Source organism: uncultured Adlercreutzia sp., from assembly GCA_910585575.1.
In the GTDB taxonomy this organism is placed as follows: Bacteria; Actinomycetota; Coriobacteriia; order Coriobacteriales; family Eggerthellaceae; genus Adlercreutzia.
Genome location: CAJUFS010000001.1, coordinates 31,215 through 52,642, shown reverse-complemented (window position 1 = coordinate 52,642; position 21,428 = coordinate 31,215). Strand labels below are relative to the sequence as shown.

General features: G+C 62.3%; 1 protein-coding gene (only partly in view). It reads right to left on the bottom strand.

The whole window is internal to an LPXTG cell wall anchor domain-containing protein gene (locus QZ307_RS00075) on the bottom strand: the coding sequence, 70,077 nt in all, runs 34,288 nt past the left edge and 14,361 nt past the right edge, and what appears here is coding positions 14,362-35,789, spanning codon 4,788 (complete) through codon 11,930 (partial); the first complete codon in reading order (the gene reads right to left) occupies positions 21,426-21,428. The start codon and the stop codon both lie outside this window.

Below are 21,428 nucleotides of genomic sequence, written 5' to 3'. Positions count from 1 at the left end.
ATCCATTTGTAGTTCTTCTTGTCCCTCTGCGCCAGCTCCTTGTCGTCGGTAAGCATGCGGTCGTCGTAGAACGTCACCTGGCTGGGCAGGTGCAGCGCGTACACCAGCTTGGCATGCTTCAGGTTGCCCTGAGCCTCGATGATGTCGGTGTACTCCGTCGGGTCGAGCGCATCGGCATTGTTCAGGATGGTGGCGGCGAACCAGGGGTTCTGGTTGTACTGCCAAGCATCCTTTTCCGTCGAGGGCACGAACAGGCTCTCGTGCTCGATCCAGTTGTTGTCCATACCGAACTGCTCGAGGAACGTCGGATCGTACTTGATGTTGTTGTACAGGAAGTACTCATCATTCTTGGCCACCCAAGCCAGAGTACGGCCGGACACGCTGTAGAACGGGTTCTGGATGATGAACGGATCACCGTTCTCATCAGTGGCCACGGGATCCTTCAGCGGGATCTTGAAGTCCACCGAACGGGTGGTGGAGATACGGATGTCGCTGACCGTCTGGTCGCGGCGGAACTCGAACAGCTCGTACTCATCGGGCGTGCGCGGCGGCTCCTCCTCTTTCACGCGGATAAGCTCGACGGGCACGTACAGGTCGGTGCCGTTGCTGGTCATCTTCACGTACAGCTGGTCGGCCTCGGCCTCCAGGTAGTCGCCCAGCTTCACGGCGCTGCTGTCCAGCTTGGTGAAGGCCGAGGCGTTCTTACCCTCGTCGTTGATGTAGTTGGCAGACTTCTCCACCACCACGCCGTCCTCCACCACGCGCACGGTGCCGGACTTGTTGCCATCGGCAATGCCGTCGGGAATGTAGTAGGTGTAGAAGTCAGCACCCTCGGCGCCCATGCGGCCGAGCTCGGCGGCGACAGTGGCGGCATCCGGAGCCTTGTCGGCAGCCTTGTACTGGCCGAAGGTCTCCTTCACCTTGTCGCCGGTGGTGGTGTCGGTCAACGGCTTGCCGTTGGTGCCCAGCTTGTCCAGGGTTGTCTCGGTCAGCACGTAGTAGTTGTCGCCCACCTGGATCATGCGGCCGAAACCAGCCACGGTGTAGCTATAGCGCTGACGCGGCGCGATGTTCTTCTCGTACAGGTTGACCACCTTCTCGACGGTCTGGCCGTCAACGGTCACCTTCTCGTACAGGGTGGGAGCATCGGGCGTGTACTTCTTCAGGTAGTCCTTGATGTTGGCCGCGGTCAGCGACACCGGCACCTCGGTGACTTGCTCGATGTACTGGGGCACGTCGGGCTGCTCCTCGCCGCCGCCTTCGCCGCCTTCGCCGCCCTCGCCAGCGCCGTCGGCGCCGCGGGCCGCCGGGGTCTGATCGCCCTCGCCAGAGCCGTCGCCAGAACCATCGCCGTCACCGTCGCCGTCATCCTTGTTGTCATTGTCGGGATCGGGCGGAATGTAATCGGGATTCGGAACGAGCTCGGTCTTCTTGATGTAGAAGTTCACACCGGCCACGGCATGCACCTCGGTCTCGCCCTCGTAGGTGAAGGCGTAGTCGTCGAAGTCGCCCCAAGGCAGCGCCGCCAGCTTCGCGGCCACGTACACTTCCTTGCCGTTCATCAGCTGCTTCACGTAAGTCGTGGGAGCCGTGGGACCGGCATAGTGAGCCAGCTCGGTCTCGCTGTTCAACGCCAGGGTCTTGAAGCGGCCCGTGGCATCGTCCAGGGTGTAGAAGGTGGCACCCACGGCGCTCTCGGCCGGCACGGCCTCGGGCTTGTAGTCGAAGTAGCTGTAGGGATGGACCTCTGCCTCTTCCTGCTTCTTGTTCTTGTACAGGGTAACGGGCACGAAGGCATCGCCGTCGCCCACGTACAGCTTCTGCTTGCCGGACAGGAACTTGTCAAGCTCGGCCTCGGTGTGGGCTACCTCGTCGTACTCTTCCTCCAAACGGTAGTACTTGGTGTTCTCATCAATATCGATAGTGGACTTGTCCTTTTCGACGTACTTGCCGTCCTCGATGACGTAGACGGTGCCGTCGTAGTCCTTGTCGCACTCGATGTAGATCTCGCGCTTAGTGAAGAAGGTCTGGCCCACAGCGCTCTCGGGCGGCGCGCCCGCGATAACGGTTCCGTAGGTAACGCGCTTGGTGCGCTTGTAGGTCTCGGTCAGCACCAGCTTGCCGCCGGCATCGCAATCGCCGTCGTAGAGGTTGGCCTCAGTCAGGTCCACCTCGCCGGTCAGCTGGGACAGGTTGAAGGTCTTCTTCAGCGACCAGTCGACTTTGCCCTCCTTGTAGGACTTCAGCGTCAGCGTGACGGTGTGACCCGACACCACGCGCTTGGCATAGCTCTGCATGACCTTGTTGGCATCGCGGCTGACCATCTCGGTGACCACGTCGCCGTTGGCCTTCTGGGTCTCGGTAACCGTGATGAGGTCGTTGTGGTTGGTGTCGCGCATGATACGCGTGGTCACCATTTCGTTGTTGACCCACTGCACGTGCGGAGCCAGAATGACCGAGCCGTCCACATTGATGATGGCGCCCTCGTCGGCACCGTCGCCGGTAGTGGTGGTACCGGGCACGAAGGCGTCGCCCAGGGCGTCCTTGTCGCCGTAGTTCTTGTTCGTGTCGCTCGGACGGTTCAGCGGGTTGGCCTCCACCTCGTAAGACACGTTCAGCGTCGGCACCTTGGTGCGCAGCTTCACCGTGGAGTACACGCCCGTATCGTCATGGACACGGGCCGTGCCCGTCACGCGGTTCACGAAGTTCTCAGTGTGCTGGGTAAGCGTGTCGCCGGCGCGGTTCAGCGCGTTGGTGGTGGCACGGGACAGGCCGTAGGCGTTGGCGGCGAAGTCGTAGTCGCCCACCTGGAGGCCCTTGCCCTGGACAAGCGGCGTGGTCAGGAACTCGCCGTACATGTCGCGGTTCAGCTCGTCGGTGCCCACCAGCGGCAGGGCGGCCGGAGCCACCGCGCCCAGGGACTGGCTGCTACGAGTACTGCCGGTGCGCTCGGTGTACTGGCCGTTGAAGCCCACCAGGTAGTTGTAGCGTAGCTTCTCGGCAGTGTTAGCGCCGGTGACCAAATCGCCCACCTTGATGAACTTCGCGGGAATGAAGCCCTCGGTATGAGGTGTGGCCGTAAACTCATGGCCGCAGCTGCAGAGCGCCGTGTAGGTGTAGTAGGTCGACTCGGTGGCATCCAGGCGCTTGTCGGCGGTATACCAGCCCGTGGACTTGTAAATGTTGTTATAAGTGTTGGAGTTGATGGTGGACCAGTTGGTGTGGTTGGCACGGAAGGCCAACCAGGTCAGCTTCTTGTCGCGAGTCAGCTGAGCCTCGGCGCCCACGGTGAAGGGGTTGGCCGTGCCGGCGTTCACCACGGTGGTGGTGCCCGTGCCCGTGGACTGCTCCAGGCGGTTGGCCGCGCTGGCGTTGGCCACGGTGATGTCCTCGTCGGTCAGGTACTTGTAGCCGTCGACCTTCGAGGTAACGAACACGCGGATGTTCTCGTAGCTCTTGGTCATCGACGACGGATCCAGGCCCATCTTCGGCTCGTCGTAGGTGAGCACGTTGAACTTGAACGTGTCCATACCGTTGTTCACGATCTGGGTGACCAGATCGTTTGGATCGTTGTAGCCGTCGGCCTTGGGCTCAAAGCGCAGCACGTAGCGCCACTCCGACGAGCCGGAGTCGGTGGTGACGGGCTCGAAGGCGTAGGTGGCGTTCCAGTTGGCCTCTTTCCAGGCGCGGGTCATGTTGCCGTTCACGGAGTCCAGCTGCGTGTAGCCGGTGGCGTCGACGCCGTCGTAGGCCACATAGCCGTCAGCGTCGTCATCCACCGTGCCCGGCTGGGCCGAGGCCTGCACGAACAGGCTGCCCTTGAACGAGGCCACGTCGGCCGCGGGGATAGCCTCGTACTTGGCCTCCACGGCCTCGGCGGTTTTCTTGTACAGGGTGGTTCCGGCAGGCACCTGCGCGGCGTCGGTCACAGCCACGTAGGTATCCTTGCCATCCACCACGTCCTTCTTGAACAGCTCGAGACCCGTCGTGGACTCACCCTCGGCCAGAGCCTCGAACGTGGCGTCCTTGGCCTCGAAGTACTGGTAGAAGTAATGGGTGGCGTTGTTCAGCTTGTCGTAGTTGGTGGCATCGGCGCCCACGGTGTAGGCCAGATCCCAATCGTCCACGTTCAGCGTGTTGTTCGCCAGACCCTTGTTCTCGCCGGAGATAGTGTAGGGCTGGCCGGTGGTCTTCGAGTAGGGAGCCACGCCGTAGGGCAGCACCACGGTTACCACGGGCAGCGTGAGCGAGCCCTTCTGACCGCCGTCCACCGCGTAGTTGTTGTGGTACTTAGAGTTGTAGGTCGTGCCGTTGTGCACGTTGCCGGCGTTGTTGTACTGCCAGTAGAACGGCTGGTCGTTCAGCCAGTAGCGGTTCTCCACGTGCACGTTGATCTGACGGCGATCGGCTTCGGTATCAACGTAGTAGGTCTCGTTCACGGCACGCACGGCATCGGAGGTCTTGCCCACGGTGGGCTCGTACTCCGACACGGTGTTCCACACGCGCACCAGCGGCTTGCGCATCACGGCATGGGAACCGGTCTGGGCGTACAGGGTCTTGCCGCCCTTGAGGGCGTCGGTGTAGTTCACCTGCGAGGTGTTCGAGTCGTAGCCCGTAGCCGTCACGCGCAGGCCCATCTTGGCCAGGGCCTTCTGGGCATCGTTGGCCGCCAGCCCCTCATCGGTCATCACGGCGTTGTTAAGCACCGTGTAGCCGTTGATGGCGGGCATGTTCGGCGAGCCGTAGAACTGGCCGTACAGCGGAGCATGAACGCCCAGGCGACCCTTGGCGATAAGGGTCCAGGTGTAGTCCATGCCGAAGGGCTGCACGTTCTGACGGCGGCTGCGCAGGGCAGCATTGCCCTCGTACACGTCCACATCGTAGATCTGGTAGTAGGCGCTGGCGTTGAACGGCTTCTTGTCGGCCACGGCCGGGGCGCTCTCGTCCACATCCTCGGTGGCCGGGTCGTCTTCCACAGCAGCCGAGCCGGGCGTAGCGGCATCCAGAGTGCGGTCGATGTTCTCGGTGTCGTCCCACGGCGCGGTCAGCACGCGATCGTACCAGGCCTCGTCCTCGTTGTTGCCGAAGATACGGCTGCGCACGTTCACGTGCATCTTGTAGCCGCCCTTGGCATAGCACTCCGTCATCGTAGTGGGATCGGGGTCGGTGCCGTTGGCGCCGTTGTCCACGGCGCGGCCGAACCACTTGCCCAGATCCTGCTTCACGGTCACCTTGATGACCCAGGGCTGGCTGGACTTCGTATAGGTTTCGCCGCGCATCTGAGCCGGATCGGCCACGATCTTGTCGCCGTCCATCTTGTCGGTACCACCCTGGCCCAGCACAGAGGGCTGGCCCGTGGCGCCGTTGATGGCGGTGTAGGTGGACACGTCCACGTTGCGCGAGTAATCGTTGGCGGCCGTCGTCACGTTGCCGGTACGGTAGGTGGCCGGATCCTGGCTGGTCGAGGGAGCGTCGTAGCCCTGATAGGTGCCGTAGGGCGTCTGGACGATCTCCACGTCGATCAGATCGGCGGGAATGGCCTCGTAGGTCTCGGCCACATAGGGCGCGCCGTCGTTGGCGGACTTGCCGACACCCTTGGAGATGCCGTTCACGCTCTTCAGCAGCTCGGCATCCACCTTCACGGTGCCGTCGTCGTTCAGCACGGGCTCCACACCGCGCGGCATGATGTAGGTGAACTCCACGCCGTCCAGATTGCGGTCGCCGTAGTTATAGGCGGTCAGCTGGCTGGTGTAGCTCTGGCCAAGCTCGAGGGCGTCCTCGTACTGACCGTACTCCACCTGCGGATCCTGCTGAATCTGATGCTGGGCCAGGTTGTTGCCGTAGTTGTTGTACACGTCCTTGTTCGGGTCGGTGTAGTTCACGTCCGCGCCCAGGCTGAAAGAGGTGTTGTTGGCACGGCTGCCCGAGGCGCTGGTGGACACCAGCGTGGGGCCGCTGTACTTGCGGGCGGCCTGGTAGTCGTCGTTGACGTTATCGGCGCCGGTACGGCTGTCGAAGTCGCTCACCATCTCGGAGGTGGTGGCCAGCCAGGCCTTCTGCATATGCAGGCGGGTCTGAGACCAGATCAGCGGCGTGGCCGACAGCTGATCGGCCGTCGTGTCGCTCATCAGCACCACCGTGTCCTGGGTCTTCGCAGCGTTGCCGCCGGTCATCGACGACAGGGCGTCGGCGATGCGGCTGGCCGTAACGAAGCGGAAGTAGTCGCGGGTGTAGCCCGTCGAGGCCGTGTTCTGAGACACGTAGCTGTACTGGTTCGGCAGCCCGGCCTTGGCCTCGGCCACGGTGTTGGTGGTGGCCGTGGGGGTGCCGGTCAGGTGGTAGCTCACCTTCTGCTTGTTGTTGGCGGTGATCACGTCGGCGTCCATGAACAGGTTGTTCTTGCCCGAGGTGCCGCGATCGTAGGTGCTCAGGTTGATGCCGGAAGTATCCACCACGCTCTCGCCGATGGCGCCGCCCGTGCCCGTGGAATTGTTCGCGGTGCCCGGAATGAAGGCGTAGGCCTTCGCGAACATCTCGTAGGTGTCCACGTGCTTGGGCTTGTCGGCGCTGAAGGCCGACTCGCGCAGCAGCGAGTCCATGTCCATCAGCACGTTCTCGGTCATGAGGCGGTTCGTCTCCACGTTGCCCGTGGCGAAGGGATCCAGCACAGCGTTGGACAGGCCGAAGTTGGACTTGCCCGGGCCCGGGTTCACGAAGAAGCTGCCGGCGGCGCAGCCCGTGTGGCCGCAATGCAGGTGGTAGCTGGAGAAGTAGTACTCGCCCAGACGCGGCAGGTAGGCCGGCTCGGCGCCGGAGGTGTTCGGCGTGCCGTCGGCATTGGTGGCCACGGTGTTCGACTTGTCCAGGTTCTTGTACACCTGGGGCAGATTCTGCTCGGCAGCGCGCACCGGGAAGGCGATGGACAGGGTATCGCCCACTTCCATGCATGTAGAGGTGTAGTCGGGACGATCCACCGGACGCAGGCTCTTCTCGTAGTCGCTCAGGTTAGAGCCCGTATTCATTTCGTTCTCGGGCAGGAAACGGCTCTCAGTCGGGTCGACGATAGCACCGTTGCCCTCGCTATCCTTATACTGGTCATCCACGACCCACTCGACCTTGAACAGACCGAAGGTAGTAGTGTTCGACACGCCCTTGGCGCGCGGGTTCAGATCGCTGTAGGCCTTGCCCGCCGTGTAGTTGCTGGTTCCGCCCAGGGTGCAGGGGTTGTTGATGCCGCCGTTGGGGCAGATGCCCTGCTCGGTGGAGATATAGTTCATGGATCCGCCGTAGTCGGGAGCCGTGGTGGTGCCGTCGGCCTCGTCCTCGTAGGTGCCCATGAGGGTAACTTTCACCTTCAGGCCGCGGGTGCGCTCGGCGGTCACGTCGTCGCCGTAGCGGTTGACCCACTTCGTGTTCTGGGCGATGGTGCGCTCCAGATAGTCGGTGGTGATGTCGCTGCCCAGCTTAGAGGACACATCGGCCGCGCTGTCGTAAGCGTAGCCGGCAGCCTGCTTCAGGTAGTCCAGTGGAATGCGCTCGAAGAACACCGGGTTGTAGATCTCGCCCTCGCCCGCCGTATCCTCAGTGGTGCCGGAGATGTACAGGTTTTGCTTGATCTCGCGCGTCTCGTCGTCGCCGGACACGTCGGGCATGGAGCCCGAGGCGTTGGCGATGTTGAGGTTCTGGACATAGCAGGTCTCGCCCGAGGCGTTCACCGAGCCGTCCTTGCGATAGCTGAACGAAATGGTGTACGTGCCGGCCGCCAGCGTGTAGCTGCGGTTGTCGGCACGGTTGCCCATGATGCGGTCTTCGCTGTACATGGTGGCGCCGTCGTCGCGCTTAATGGACCAGTACATCCAGTCGTAGTTGCTCTCGGACACCACGCGCTGGTACCACGACACCACCGTGGTGTTGTACACGGTGAAGGTCATGGACATCGTGGTGGTGGTGCTGTGACGACCCAGGTTGCCGGCGGTATAGGTCTTGGTCGCATCGTTGTAGGACCAGTTCGAGCTCACCGAGTTGGGCTTGGGGGCCATCTTGGTGTTCACCAGGGTGTCGCGATACCAGAAGGTCTCCCCTGCCACGTAGCCCGTCTTCTGGGCGGCGTTCTCGTTATAGGCACCGGTGGCCTCGTCGCGCGTCTGGAACACCTGGCTTTGGAACTGGGCGTTCGGGATGCGACGGTACACGCGGATCTTGCCCGTGGCATTCCACTCGTTCTGGTGCACGCGCCATTCGCCGTGCTGCACGTTGGTGGAAACGCTCTGACCGAAGTTCGCATTCAGCGTGGTATCGGTGTACAGCGGGCCCTTGAAGTCCAGCGTGGTGGTCTCGTTGTGGAAGTGGCTGTAGGCCACGTCGACGGCCAGGGTGCCCTCGAAGTAGTTGGCCACATCCTTGTAGGTGGCGGTGAGGGTACGGGTGTCGTTGAAGCGGGCCACGCCGTCCAGGGTGACATTGGTGAGCTGGAACGGGTTCCAGCCGTCGGAAGTGGCCGGAATGTCATAGTAGGTCCAGCGCATGGCCTGGGCCTCGCGGTACAGGTTGATGTCGGACACGCCGCGCTGCTCGGTGCCGTCGTCCAAGCCCGTGAACAAGTTCATGGTGCCGGTCACGTGGTTCGTGCGGGTCTCCATGTACTTCGTCAGGGCCTTCACGTCCTGGTTCTCGGTCAGCCACGCGCCCACGATCTTCTTCTCGGTGACGGGGTTGCCCTCATCATCGGTGGCGCCCTCCACGGCGCTGTCGACGGTCACGAAATCGACGGCGTCGTCGTAGCCGGCCTCGGCCTTGATGGCCTGCACCGTGGCGATAGAGCCCTCGGAGTTCAGCGGGACGTAGTACTCGATCTTGATGTTCTTGCGGCCGTTGCTCACGCGATGGGCCGTATTGCCCGTAGCCTCGGCCTGGGCCTGGCGGTCGGCCAGAATGGTGTCGAAGCTATGGGTGGGATCGATGCTGTCCAGCGCCGTGTTCTGCTTTTCGCCGCCCGTGGGCATCGTGGTGTTCTCGGGCAGGTTCGCCGGGTAGGCGATGTTGTTGCCGTACACCTCGAACACCTGGGTGCCGTAGGGACGCTGGTTCTTCGCGTCGAAGTTCTCGGTGAAGCGCACGGTCACGCGCACGTCGTTCGTATGGAACGTGGGGTTCTTCAGGTTGCCCACGGTCACGCGCAGCGGATTGCCGTCCTGGTTGGCCGTCTGGTTACGCGTGATGGAGCGCTTCACATAGGCGGCCGAGATGGTCACATCGTTCTGGTGGTTGTCGGCCACGGATTTCACACGCTTGGACGTGGCGGTCTTGCTGTAGCTGTCCGGGTTGTAAGCCGTATTCAGCAGCGAGGTAACCTGGCCGTTCTCATCGCGACCCGCCGTAGCGGCCAAAAGGTCGGTGGTGCCGGCGGCCTGCGTGTAGTTGCCCGACAGGCCCTGGCCGGCCTTGTTGGCAATCTCGGCATGGATGCCGGTGCCCTTGCCGTCGGTGTTGCCGTGCTTGTAGAACTTCACGAAGGACTCCACCTTAGCGCCGTACTGCACCCGGTTGGTCAGGTTGGCCGTCACCGTGGTGGGATGGCTGTAATCGATGGGGTCGAGACCCTCGTCATCCATGGTCTTGTAGTCGCGCTCGCCGAAGCGATCGGACTGCTCCACGCGATACTGGGTGTAGCCGTGGCGCGGAGCCGCCGTCACCGTGTACTCGGCCTGCACGCGATCGGCCGCATAGGAGGGCTTCTCCGCGTCGTTGTTGAAGGCCAGATTGTCGGTGCTGTTGTAGTCGGCGTTCGTCTCCAGCTCGTCGGTCATCTGGGTGATGACGCGGATGTACACGCCCTCGCCGGGCTGAGTCTGCTGGGTGAGCGAGCCCACCGAGAACACCAGCGCGCGGTTCGAAGCGTTGTACTCGCCGTTGGCGGCCTCTACCAGGCTCGTTTCGGTCACACCCTCGGTGACGGAGGCGTTCTGGTCGTGAGCGATCTTCGTCAGATCGGTGGAGGCCGGCGCGTTGCGCATGGTCACCGTATCCACCACCGAAGTCACGCCGGTCTCAGCGTCGGTCTGCGTGGTGGGCTCGCCCAAAAGCGTAGCGGTCACGCGAGCAGCGTTGGCGCCATAGCCGTTGTCATAGAAGCGGTTGTCGGTGGTCAGGTTGTTGTCGTCGTCGGTCACACCGGTGCGGGTGTTGTTGCCCACGGTGTTCAGCTGGACGGTGTTGCCGTCCTTATTCTTGTCGGACACCACTTCCCAGCCCACGATGCGCTGGCCCTTGCCCACCTTGAATCGGGCGTCTAGATGCTGCAAGGGCAGAAGCGAGGTCTTGTCGGCGCCCACGAACAGCGTGTACTCGACGTAGTCGCCAGCGTACAGCGCGCCATCGGGAATGTCGTTGGCGGTGTTGGTGGGCTCGTAGCTAAAGATGTTGGTCATGGAGCGGTCGTCGGCGTCGTAGGCGAATACCGTGTCCTTGCTCAACTTGTACGCGCTCGTGGTGGAGTACACCGGATTGCCCCAGGCGTCGGTGCCGGACTGGTAGCTGTGGGAGCCCGTGCCGTGGTTGATGGCGGTGTCCAACTTCTTGCCGCGCACGTAGGACACGTTCATAGTGCCCAGCTTGTGGTTCACGCGATAGGCGGCCGTGGCGTCCACGTAGGCCACCAGGCCCTCGGTGTTCGGATCCTTGGCGCGCAAGTCAACGGTCAGCTTATGGCGGGAATCGGTGCCCGTGTACTGGCTGGCCTGCTTGCCAAAGGTAGGCGTCGAATCGTAATCCCAGTTAGCGGCATTCTCCTTGTCGCCCTCGGTCAGCACGTTGTTCTCGGTCAGGGTGTTGGTAGCCGCCTTGGCCGACTGGAACAGGTCCACCGGACGATCGGCGAACACACCGTCGTACTTGAAGGCGTAGTTCACCATGTTGTTGCTGGCCTCGGCACCAGTGTAGGAGCCCTTGTCGCGCTGGCTCTTACGAGTCAGCCACTGGCCGGAGTCCAGCATGGTGTTGTCGAAGCGACGGCTGGCGTTCGGAGCCTCAAAGGTGATGGACAGGGAGGTGAAGATGGCCTTCGCGTAGGTTTTGTCCACCTCGTTCTGATTGGCGAAGCCCTTGATGGTGTTCGTATTGGTGGTGTCCGCGCCCTGATAGGTGCCGAAGGACAACGGGTTTATACCCTTATTTTCCGTAATGCTTAAATGTTTATATGTTGTAATGAGATTCGGCGTTTCCTCCGTACCGGTGTTCTCCTCCACCGCCACACACTCGCGGAAGAAGCTCTCGAAGTCGATGACGTAGTCGCCATCGGGATCGGCCATGGGCATGCCGCTGGCGTCGTAGACGATCTTCGCCGTAGCCGGATCGATCTTCCACGGACCGCTCACGCGACCGTCGGCCTTCAGCTCGGCCCAGGTAACAGACTTCGTCTGCACGGCACCGGCGGCGTCCACATAGGTGAAGGTAAAGTCGGTAGCGTTGAACCAGCCGCCGTCGCACTCCACGCAGCCCGCGCAATCGGCGTCGGGGCCGCCGCAAGCCGTGGCCTCGATGTAGGCCGCGGCGTCCTTGGTGTACACCTCGCCGGTGATGCGCAGGTAGATCTGCTTACCATCGGGAGTCACCTGCTTGTCGCCGTCCAGCTTGCGCTCGCCGGTGTAGACGACGTAATCCTCGCCGTCCTGCACGTAGGCCGTGTACTGGTACGGAATGCAAGTGCCCTTGGCGTGGTCGGTGCACTTGTCGTTGCTAATGAGGAAAGCCGGCACGTACACGTTCTGCATACGGAACACCTTCTTGGAGGCCGTTCCGATGTTCTCATCGAAGGTGCTGGTCAGCTTCACGCGGTTCAGGTGCGCCGCGCGACGGTCGCCCACGGCGTTGGACACGCCGGGCTTCTGGGTGGTGGCGTCCTTGCGGTTCTGGAAGCGCACCTCGAAGGTGGCCTTCGTGGGCGTCAGGTTGTCGGTCTTGTCGTTGAACTGCTGGGCGCCGCCCGCATAGGAATACACGGTCTCGTCGCCGTAGTCCCAGATGCGCTTCACGTCGGTGTACTTCTGATACGACGTGCTGGGCCAGTAGCCCGTGTAGTTATAGGTGTTGGGCTCGGTGACCGTCACCGTGTTGTAGTACTCGGACAGCACGCCCTGGTTGTCAGGGTTCTCAGTGTTGTAGGTCAGGGCGCCGTTGTTCTCGGTCTGCAAACCGGCGCTGTAGCCGTAGGTTACCTTGTAGCCCACCATCCAGGCAGTGTCCACCGCGGAGTTGCGGGGCACCCAGCGATAGCCGGCACCCACGGAATTGAACTCCTTGCGGTAGCTGTTCGCAATGGTCCAGCTATTGTAGGAGTACAGGTTCTTGTCGTTGGACACGCGCCAGGCCGTGGGCGTATAGAAGTGGTTGTAGTCCACCTTCGCCGTGGAAATGGCGTTGTCGATGTAGCTCTGGTACTTGCGGTCCTTATCCGTAGAGCCGGCCTGGTAGATCTTGTTGTTCTGGCCCTTGTAGATGAAGGGGCGGCCCAGCACGGCGTAGTCGGAGGTCTGCTGGCCAGAGCCAGCATCGCCGTCATAGGCGCGGGCGGTCTCGGCCGTGGAGTCGGCGTCGCCGCCGTAGGGGCCCAAATCCAGCGTGTAGCTGGTCACGAACTCGCCCTCGTTCAGCTGGATGGTCAGCGGCGCATGGTCGGTCTCGCGGGCCGTCTCCTGGAAGATGTCGAAGGTCTTCGTGCCGTCGGCGGCCACCTGCTTCTTCGTGTAGGAGTACACCGGCGCGCTCGTCCAGTTCGAGGCGTCCATGAAATCGGGGGTGTAGTCCACGGCCTCGCCCGCAGCGTTCACGCGCTTGAAGTACACCACGGCGTCGCCGTTCTTGTCGAGGCCCTTGGTGAACAGGTAGTTCAGGCCCGGTGACTGCTCGGCATCGGTGGTGGGAGTCAAGGTCTCGTCCACCATGGTCTCGGTGTACACCGTATCGCCCGCCTTCGCGGTCTTCACACGGGAGCCGTCGGCCAGGTAGTACACCTGGCTGGCCGAGGCGCTGTCGTAGGCAGCCGACAGGGTAACCGGCGTCACCAGGTACATGTTGTCCTGGCGGATGCGGATAGTGCGACCGGCGCTGGTGTCCTTCGTCCAGCCGTTGTCAGTGGCGCGGTTGGCCTCGCTCCAGCTGGCGTTCTTCGTCCACCCCGTGGTATGCAGGGTGATGAACACCTTGGACAGGTTGCCCGTGGACTCGGACTGGCCCTCCACGCCCGGACGCTCGATGCCGGCGTAGTTGGTCAGCGGGTTCAAGTGCGCCCACACGTTGGAAGCCGTCATCGAGGTGATGTGGCTGTCCTTGTTCGTGGTGCCGGCCTTCGAGGTGCGGAAGAACTTCAGGCCCATGCCCAGGTAGCCGTAGTACTCGGTGTCCTGATCGGGATAGATGGTGGGCAGGGTGTCGCTCACGCGCATCTGATCGGCAGCGGAGATGTAGTTGCCCCAGGGCTTGTAGTCGTGATCGCCGTAAGAGGTGTTGTCGGAACCGGCCGGCATACGGTACAGCGACACGAAGTAGGCCTCGTCGTCGGCGAAGATGCGCTGGTCGGAATGGTTCACCGAGGTGGATGCATTGCCGGCGTAGCCCAGCGAGCCCTGATCGCGGTCGATGGACTTCTGCACGTAGTTGCGGCTCTCGTAGGTGATCATGCGCGAAGAGGTGCGCAGGTGGCGCATCTTGCCCTCGTCGAAGATGTAATAGTGATAGTGATGGTGATAGCCGTGGTAGGAGCACCAGCCGGAACGGCAGCAGGCGCCGGAGCGATGGAAGATCTTGTAGCCCCAGGAGCCGCGACCGTACTCGTCATAGGTGACGTTGTAGGTGTTGGTGCTCTTCTGGGCCGTGTCGTCCTTGCCGTTGGCGCCGTCGGCGCGCTGATCCGGCGAGTCGTAGCGCTGGGCGGCCTTGTGCACGTACACATTGTCCTTACCCTGCTTCTTGCCGGTATCGCCCGCAGCGGCACCGGAGTAATCGCCACCGATGGTCATGTTGATGGTGGTGGTCGAGGTCACCGTGTTGTTGGCATTGGCCGAGGTAGCCTTGCCGGCGTCGTCGGTCTTGATGAAGCGACCCGTCACCTCGAAGGACATGTTCTTGTTCCACTCGGCGGAACCAGGGGCCATGTACTGGCTGCCGTTGGTCTCCTTGAACCACTTGCCGTAATCGGTCACCTTCGGGTTGCCGTTGGTGTCCAGGGTGCCCTGGTTGATGGTCACGTCGTAGACGATCTTGGTCACCTTGAAGGTAGGCACGCCCTCGGCGTAGTCGTTGAAGGTGTCGCGATAGGCGTACTCGGCGTTGTTGCCGAAATCGGGCTCATGCTTGGTGTAGGCGGCCTTCGGGTCCTTCGTCAGGTCGACGGGGTTGCCCTGGGCGTCCACCACCTTCATGAGGTTCAGGCGGAAGTAGTAGTTGCCCTGGTTGTCGGTCTGCACCGAGGTGGGCACACCGCCGTTGTTCTCCTTCTTCAACGACTCGTAGTACTCCGTGCGAATCTGTGTGCCGTTCACTTCCATGGACTGGCCGTCGCTGAAGTACACGGTCACCTTGTTCAGATAGGCCAACGCCTGCTGCTTGATCTTCACGTAGTAGGCGTCGAAGCCGTCGCCGGAGATGGTCTGCACCATCTCCAAGCGGGCACCGGTGTTGTAGGTGTAGGAGCCCACGGTATTGAAGTGCGGGTTGCCGTTGGCATAGTCGTAGCAGTAGTCGCTACGATGGTAGTACGTATTGTGGTTGTGGGCGATGGCGCGGATATTGGTGTGGCCGTTGTTGGCCGGGTTAGCGGCCCACGGCGCGTTGGTCTTGGAATCCGTGGCGTTGCCGATGTTCGGCGCACCGTAGATCCAGCGCATATTCTTATCGTAGTAGGCCCAGCTGCTGTAGCAGCCCTGGCAACGGTTGGCGTAGAAGTTGGACAGGCCCTGCTCCATGAAGAAGGCCGTCTCGGGGTAGGCCGTGGTCACCGTGCCGCGGGAGTTGCTACCGTAGGCGGTGATGTTGCCCAGAGCGCTGGGGTTCGTGTCCACCTGACGGAAGTCCACCAGGAACGAGCCCTGGGACTTGTAGCCGATGGCCAAGTCGCCCGAGGTCTCGTCGAGCGAGGAGCCCCAACACTCGTTATGACCGTAGTGGTGCGAGTCGTTGGAACCGTTGGACCAGTTGGTGAAACGGGTGGCCGAGGGCGTGCCCGTCAGGATCTTGCCGTCCTTGATCATCTGGTCGTAAATATCCGTCTCGGTGACGCCGCCCAGCTCGGGCACGTCCAGCTCGTCGCCACCGGTAGCCCCGGTGTCCTTGCCCTTGGAAACCAGGATGCGGGCGCGTTTGATGTCCGTGGACACCTCGTCGCCAGTGAGCACCTGGTCCACCTCGGTCTTGGTGCCGTCCTCCCCTTCTACCTCGACGGTCACCACCAGGCCGATGGTCACCACCTTGCCGGCCTCGATGCCAGGAGTGACGGTGCCGTCCTCGTTCTTCTTGTCCTCGCTGAAGATCTCGTCAGTCTGCTCGTCCACCTCGTAGCCGGCATCGAGCAGGGCCGCGCGGGCCTCATCGGGGCTCTTGCCCATGAGGCTGTTGAACAGCGTCGAGCGAATCTTCGCATCGGTGGGACCGTCGGACACCACCAGGGTGACGCTGCCGCGGTTCTCCGGATCTTCGGAGTAGTCGCCATCGCGCACCACCTTGATGACCAGGCCGGCGGTAATATCGTCGTTCTTCTCAACGGTCTGGGCCTGGTTTACCGTGTAGCCGGCGGCCAGCAGCTTCTCGATCACTTCCTCGACCGGCTGGCCGGCGTAGGCCGTGGCCAGATCCTCTACCTCTTGGTCCGAGGGGCTCTTGCCCTTCGACACCTGCAGGCGCGCCTGGGGACGGCCGTCGAAGCCCTCGGTGCCGGGCACCTCGGGCTGGGGCTCTACTTCCCAGCCCAGTTCCGGATGCTCGGGATCTTTCAGCACACCCTCCACCGCCGGAGTGCCCGGAACGGCCTCCTCCATCTTCCAACCGCTGTTCGGATCATCGGGATCGGCCAGCACGCCGTCCTTGATGTGGAAGATGTCGATGACCTCGCCGTCCTTGAAGGTGGTGGAGTACTGGTAATCGGTGTCCAGCACGTTGTAGCCCAAAGCCTCCAGGGCGGCGCGGGCCTCGGTCTCGGTCAGGCCCTCCTTGCGAATGTCCTTGAACGGATCGGGGTCGGGCCCCTTGGAAACCACCATCTCCACGGTGCCGTTTTCCTTCAGGGTGCTCTCGCCGTTGTCGTTGGCCTCATAGGTGGGATCGGTCAGCTTCGTGACGGAGATGACCTTGCCAGCCTCCACATCGTCGCTGTACACCTCGGTCAGCTTCGTGATGGTGTAGTTCAGGCCCTTCAAGGTGTTGATGGCGTCGTTCTTGTCCTTGCCCACCTGCTCGGCCACTTCGTCCACCACGACGGTCTCGCCCTTGGACACCACCACGGAAACCACGGCCTTGGCCGTGTTGGTGGCCTCGCTCTTCATGGTTACCGAGATGACGTAGCCCGCGGGTACGGCCGGGATGGTCTGACCGGTGTTCTCGTCCACGGTCTCGTCGCTGAACTCCTCGGTCATCTCGATGATGTAGTCGTTGGAACGCAGCAGCCACTTGGCCGGGGCGTTCTTCTTCAGGACGGTCACCGACTTGGACGGGTCGCCGCCCACGTAGTAGGTAACGATCTCCTCCTTGTTGGCGTTAGTGCCCGTCACCGAGCGCAGATAGTAGGTCTTGTTGCCCTCGGCATCGGCCTCCACGCGAGCTTCGTAGTACTTGTTGCCCACCTTCTTGAACAGCAGGTCGGTGGCCTGCACGGTCAGCAGGTCGTTCTCATCCACCGGGCTATAGCCGTCGGACACGGCATTCTCGTCGTAGGTGTAGAAGGTGCGGCCAGCAGCAGACAGGGCGTTGGAGCTTTCATCGGCATCCGCCGGACGATAGGCAATGGCGCCGTCGAGCGTGGTGAGGAACACCTTGGTGTAGGAGCCGTCGGACTCCTTCATCCACACCGGCGTAGGATCGGGAGCCGGCTCGGGCTCGGGCGTGGTGCCATCCTCGCCGGGCTCGGGGGTAACGGGCTCTACCGGCAGGAAGTTCTCCAGATCGGACTCGGCGATGGCGGTGTAGCCATCGAACACATCGTCTTCGTTGTAGCGATAGAACTGCACGCCCTCGATGGAGGGGTCGGGGCCATCCTCGTACTTCTTGCCCACGGCCTGCTCAAGAACGGACTTCTCCTCCAGGTCGTTGTTTTCCTCTACCGCTTCGCCGGAGTCGACGTCGGCGTAGGCGCTGCGGCTGACCGCATCGTAGAACATCTTCGAGACGAAGATGAGCGAGCGGTCGGCGCGGCGCAGGGTGTAGGAGTCGGCGGTGTTGTTCAGAATAGTGTCGCCGTTGCCCCACTTGCCGCCGGACACGGCAGGCAGCGTGAGAGGAGCCTGGCGGAACGAGTCTAAATGATTATATGTTTCTACGTTTATAGTACGCTGGGTCTCGAAGTTGCTGTCGGTATAGCCCTGGATGTACACGTTCTGGCTGTCCAGCGTGCCCACCATGTCTTCGGCCATGTCCTTCCAGGAGTACATCTGGAACATCGTGGGAACCTCGATGCCCAAATCGTACACCTGCTGCTCGGTCAGATAGAAGTCGCCGTTGGCCTGCAGCGGAATGCGCACCTGATTGTTGGCCACGGTGAAGCCGTGGGCCTCCAGCGTGGCCTTGTCGACAACCGCGTTGCTATAACCGCTCGCATTGCGCTCGCGCAGCAAGCCGCCGCCCACTTTGGCGCCGGTGGTGTACTCCAGCTCGAAACCGGCCAGCTTCTTGGTCGTGGTGGAAACCGCGTCGTCGCCCTCCCCTTCCGTGGTGGTCACGTCGGTGTAGTAGGGCCACAGCACGATCTTCGACTTGCTCGACTGGGAAATGCCGTCGGCAATCTGCTTCGGCGAGTAACCGTAGATGCGGATCTTGCCCACCTTGTCGGCGGGATAGCACTTGATGAAGTTGGCCGAGATGCGGTAGTTGATGGGATGGAAGCCAGTGTAGGCGCTCTTGTTGCCGTTGTTGCCCACCACGCTGGCCTTATCGGTCTTGAAGGTCTCCCACTCCACGGGGAAGGTGATGTTCACATCGGTGTCGTCCAACTTCGAAATGGCCGACTCGTTCTTGAACGTGGCCCAGAAGTTGAAGGTCTTGGCGTAGGGCACGGTCACCTCGGTGCGGTTGCCGTCCGAGGCGTAGCCGTCGCCGGACACCGTGGCACCGGTGTAGTTGTTCACGTTGCCGTAGCGAACGTAGCTATGGGTCTCCATGTAGGGACGGGCCACGGACAGAGCGGCGCACTTGCGCATGGTGTCGTAGCGGAAGTTCTTCGAGGACACCTGGGCCACATCGTTGGCATTGTCGTTGATGGTGGTCTTGTCCTGATAGTCGTCGGTACGAGTACCGCGCGTATCGAAGGCGCCCTTCTGCTTCAGGAACCAGCGAGCGTGCAGCTGCTGGTTGTGCGGGTAGTAGTAATTGTAGTTGCGCGTGCCGTTGCTGTTGGTGCTGTAGTAGGTGCGATAGCCGTTCACGCAGGGGGTGAGCGTCTTGTCGGTGCCGTTCACGAACAGCGCGTTCGAGAAGCTGTTGGAAATGCCCGCGGTATTGCCCACCGAGTTGTACCAGTCGGTGTTGCCCGTGGCGGTAACCACCAGGCGGCTATTCGCATCGTCGGCGTCAGTGACCGTGTTGTTGGCGGCGGTCAGGGGCACCTTGGCGTTCGACTGCCAGGCAGTGCCGGACACGCCGTCCACCTGCCAGGTGCGCTTGCCCGCGCGCCAGGAAGGTTCAATGGAGTCGTACTCGAAATCGACCTGATACAGGTAGCAGTCATCGATGGTGTAAGCCGTAGAGTTCTGGTAGGGCGTGCCCGTCCAGGTGCTATGGGCCGAATTGCCGCTGGAACCGTTGGCCGGCACCCACGAGGTGGCGTTGTAGCCGTTGTTGTTCGGCGTGGTAACCAGGCGCAGGAACTTCGTGTTCTCGATCTTGTTCACGGTGCCCTTGCCGGCCCACATATCGTGGAAGTTCAGCACATAGGCGCCCGAGGCGTTCGCCGTCAAAAGCGGCGAGTCCTTCGGGATGTTCACGATGAACTTGTCACCGTTGGGCTGGTAGAAGGTCAGGTTCATCTCCTTGAACGAGCCCATGGTCTTCAGCGCGCTGGACACATCCAGCTGCTTGGTCTTGAAGCCGCGCACCACGCCATAGTAGGTGTAGAAGCCGTTGGAGTCCAGATCATCGTCACCGTAGCTGGTGGACGTCAGCATGTCCTTGGCCTTCATGGACACGCTCTCAATGCGCATGGACAGCGTGGCCTTGTCGGAGCGGCCGCGGCTGGCGTTGCGCAGCGTGAAGGTGTAGCCGGTGCCGTCGGCCTTGTTGGACACCGCCACCGTAGCCGTCTGGCTGGGCAGCGTGCCGTTGTTGGTGTCGTTGGTGGAGCCGCCGTTGGTCACGTACTCCTGGGTGGTGGCGCTGCGCGCGCCGGCCGGACGACCGGCCGCGCCCTTGAAGGCCGTGGCCTGGGAGGCGCCCACGTAGCGATCGATGATCAGCTGCTTGGTGCTGGAACGGTCGATGTTGCCGTAGAAGCTGGACAGCGGGAAGTAGTACATGGTGGACGACATGCGGTCGTTGTAGTTCAAGTTCACCGGATTGGTGGACGTGGGGGTGCCGTGGGTGCGCACATCGCCGTAGATGCGGGCGGTCAGCGTGGTGTTGCTGCCCACCTTGGAGGCGTCCAGGGTGTTCTCGGACGGATAGGTCTCGTAGAGCTCAGCGTTCATGGTGGTGTACACCATGCGGATGTTACCCAGAGCAGCCCAGCCGCCGTCGGCGTCGCTGCGGAACTGGATGTTGGCGCCGGCCTGGGCCGCGGCCTTGATGGAATCTTCGTCCAAGGGCAGAGACAGCGTGACCTCGTGCTTGGAATGGGCGGCATTGGTGTAGGCAATGTTGCCAGAACCGTCACGCTGCACCAGGGCCTCAATAGTGGCGTCGTCGAGCGTCACCACGGCCACGGGCTTCACGCGGGAGGTCTCAGCCTTGGTGGACAGGTTGATGGTCACCACGTCGCCGGTGTTCTTGTCCACCGAGCGGCGATAGGTCACTCCCCCGCTGGTGTAGTCAGTAGAAGCCTCATGGGGTACCGGAGTGTCCCAGGCATACAGCCACAGCTTGGCCACGCGGCCAGCGCGGTTGTACCACTGGTACTTGGTGGTGGTGTCGCTGGCCGGCAGCTTCGCGCGCTTGGCATCGCCCTCGCGGAAGCGGTAGTAGCCGTCAATCTGCAGTTCCTCGGCAATGAAGCCGCGGTCCTCGGCGAAGAGGCCGTTGGAAGCGGGCACCAGCACGCCGTCGGCGTTGTAGTTGCCCTGCATGCGGCTCACGCCGTTGATGGCCAGGTCCAAATAGCCGTCATCGGCCGTGGACTTCGACTTGTTGGTGAGAATGTACTCGTACCACGCATCCTCCTGCGGGTTATCGGCATTGAACAGCGGCTTGCCGTTGTTGGCCGTGCGCAGGTCGTAGTTGCCCTCGCCCCAGCGATAGGGCACGTGGGTGACGGTGCCGTTCAGGCGCTCCTGAATAATCTTGTTGGGGCTCAAGGGACGATGGGTGGTGGCGTCCACTTCGCGGTTGTCCTCGGCCGTCTTGCCGCCGGTCCAATTGAAGTAGGTCTGGATCTCGGGCTCGGCGGTCAGCGGCAGCATCTTGGCGTAGTCGCCGTCCACCGTGCGGGTGGAGGTGTTGCGGTTCCAGCTATTGGTCTTGTACTCGGTGGAGAACTCGCCGTTCAAGCTCATAACCGTGGCACGGGTGGGCACGCCGAACACTTCCATAACGGCGCAGTCGGCGGCCTTCGGGTCGGTCTGAGTCACCTGGGCGGCAAAGCCAGGCAGGTGGAACACGGCGGACACCACGTACATCTCGTCCTTGCAGCTGGACAGGTCGCTGTGGTTCACGCCGTCGGTGTGCTCGCAATCGTCGCCGTGGGTGAACCAGGCGGTGTTCGGCACGGCGATGACCCACTTGCCGTTGCCGTCCTTCTTCACGTAGTCGGCCAGGCTCAGCGTAAGGTAGGGCGTGCTGGGCACCGTGGCCACCGTGATGTTCTCATCAGCGTAGGTAACGCCGTCGCCCTGCAGGCGGCGCACCGTAATGTTCTTGGAATAGGTGGTATCGGTGCGACCCACGGCGTAGATGTCCACCGTGGCATCGGCCAGCATTTCCTTGATCTGAGCCTCGGAGAGCGCGTCGACCTTGGCGGCGTTGACCGTGGAGCCGATGTACTTGCCCGCGCCCTTCTGCTCGAAGCCGGCGATGCCCTCGGGGCG